This is a genomic window from Acetivibrio ethanolgignens (genome assembly GCF_001461035.1).
GTDB lineage: Bacteria > Bacillota > Clostridia > Lachnospirales > Lachnospiraceae > Velocimicrobium > Velocimicrobium ethanolgignens.
This window is the reverse complement of record NZ_LNAM01000086.1, coordinates 1-1,648: the sequence shown is the minus strand read 5'-3', so window position 1 is coordinate 1,648 and position 1,648 is coordinate 1. Positions and strand designations below refer to the sequence as shown.

The 1,648-nt window shown below is 34.0% G+C and carries 2 protein-coding genes and 1 pseudogene; 1 reads left to right on the top strand and 2 read right to left on the bottom strand.

The window, feature by feature from the left end:
• Positions 1 to 96: 96 nt before the first annotated feature.
• Positions 97 to 263 (bottom strand): annotated as a pseudogene (locus ASU35_RS20895) (transcriptional regulator); the annotation flags it as partial.
• 328 nt (positions 264 to 591) lie between these two features.
• Between ASU35_RS20895 and ASU35_RS20585 the strand changes: the two are divergent.
• Positions 592 to 915 carry a hypothetical protein gene (locus ASU35_RS20585; RefSeq protein ID WP_058351946.1) on the top strand — a complete coding sequence of 108 codons (324 nt, stop codon included), beginning with the start codon at positions 592 to 594 and terminating at the stop codon, positions 913 to 915.
• A gap of 46 nt (positions 916 to 961) precedes the next feature.
• Here ASU35_RS20585 and ASU35_RS04935 read toward each other — a convergent pair whose 3' ends face one another.
• On the bottom strand, positions 962 to 1,474 hold the full coding sequence (locus ASU35_RS04935) for a helix-turn-helix domain-containing protein (protein ID WP_058351945.1): 513 nt from the start codon (positions 1,472 to 1,474) through the stop codon (positions 962 to 964).
• Between the last annotated feature and the right edge of the window lie 174 nt (positions 1,475 to 1,648).

Below are 1,648 nucleotides of genomic sequence, written 5' to 3'. Positions count from 1 at the left end.
TGTAAATGGCTATAAATTTTTTAAAATTAATGCGAAAAGTTTTTATTCCTCAAAGCTGGGTTTTGGCTAATAGAAAGAGGTTGCATAGTAGCTCTTAACAATTATGGAATTCTCCCTAAATGAAAATGCATCTTTTTCATACATTTCCGTGATTTTGGGAACTCCTCGTCCGGATTTCTCACTTATATGCAGTTGAAGAAATATCTTGGACAGCTTTTCATTTACAGGATTGATTCTCCTAAGAAAAATCCATTTTCCGTTTTTTTTCGTTCTGCTTCTTCTTTTCCTTGGCTACTCGCTGTTTCGCCTGTTCCAATGCCTATAATGCCTTTTCTATGTCTTTGCTGACTTCAACCTTTGTTTCAATCATATTAGATACCTTGTCCTTTCTGCGATGTGTTGATAGTTACTGAAAATAAAAATGGTGACAGATTGTCCGTTAAGATAACTGCCACCATAGGTAAGCAATATTAATTTTTATAAATAGACATATCATTCAACTACACCACTTTACAACTTTTTCATAAAAAATATCGTACAGGAACTTTCTGATGTATAATGAATTAACCACAAAACATTACAAAGAGAAAGGTGATTATCCTTTGCGACAGCTGGTATGAAAAGAAAGACCTGGTTTCCATTGTGGATGAATATGCTATTCTGGATGTCATCTGCAATGCAAGGTATGACTCTGTCATTTATGACCTCGCACCTCAGCCAACCGGGAAAAGGGGAATACCTGCAAAGCATGGAAAACGTCTTTCTCCAGAAAAGGATTTTTCTCTTTCCGATGAGAAAATCAGGCAAGAGATCTTTTTTTCCAATTTCATGCAAAATATCGAAACCAGTATAAAATCAACTGCTGTTTCAAATGCTTTGAAACGGCTTACTCAGCAACGACTCGATTATTTTTAAAAGCTGTAAAGTGGTGTTATCTTAGGCAAACTTGAATTTGTATTTGCTACAACGATTTTTTTCTCGTAAGAATAATACCTACAATCAATGCTATTAAAGCAAAAGGTGAAATTCTAATAAAAATCCATTCAAACCCATGAATCAGCACACCAGCAATAGCTAACTCTGGGTCATTATAATTCCAATTTAAATATGAACTGTTTATCATCAAAAGCACAGTAAAAGTGATCACCATTCCAATGCATGATAGAATCAATAGCCAATGTAATATTTTTCTACTTGAATCTTTCTTCTGTGCTAATTGAAGATTTATTACCTCTAACTTCTCAGAAATCACTTTTAAATCATCCTGCTTAGATTCTTCAATGTTTTTGCCCAATAATGTGCTGACAGGAGTCTCCAATATCTCCGATAAAGAGACTAACATTTCTGAATCAGGAACTGATAATCCTCTTTCCCACTTTGATATGGTTTGTCTTACGACATTAAGCTTAATAGCAAGTTCATCCTGCGAAAGCCCTTTTGATTTTCTACTTGTTTTAATATTTTCATTCAGCATTATCAAAAACCTCCTTTTGCAATAAGTGTATCTCAATACAAGCCGTTGCTACAAGCAACTCAAATTAACATCTATCATAACTTAATCAACAATAATTACTCTTCCTTTCATAATATTTACCTGAATCCGTGAAGTTCACCCTTTTTTACAACCAACTCCTAAAATGGAACTGAT

Bases quoted from the DNA above. Each gene is read 5' to 3' on its own strand.
- ASU35_RS04935 (WP_058351945.1), bottom strand. From the start codon at position 1,474: ATGCTGAATGAAAATATTAAAACAAGTAGAAAATCAAAAGGGCTTTCG.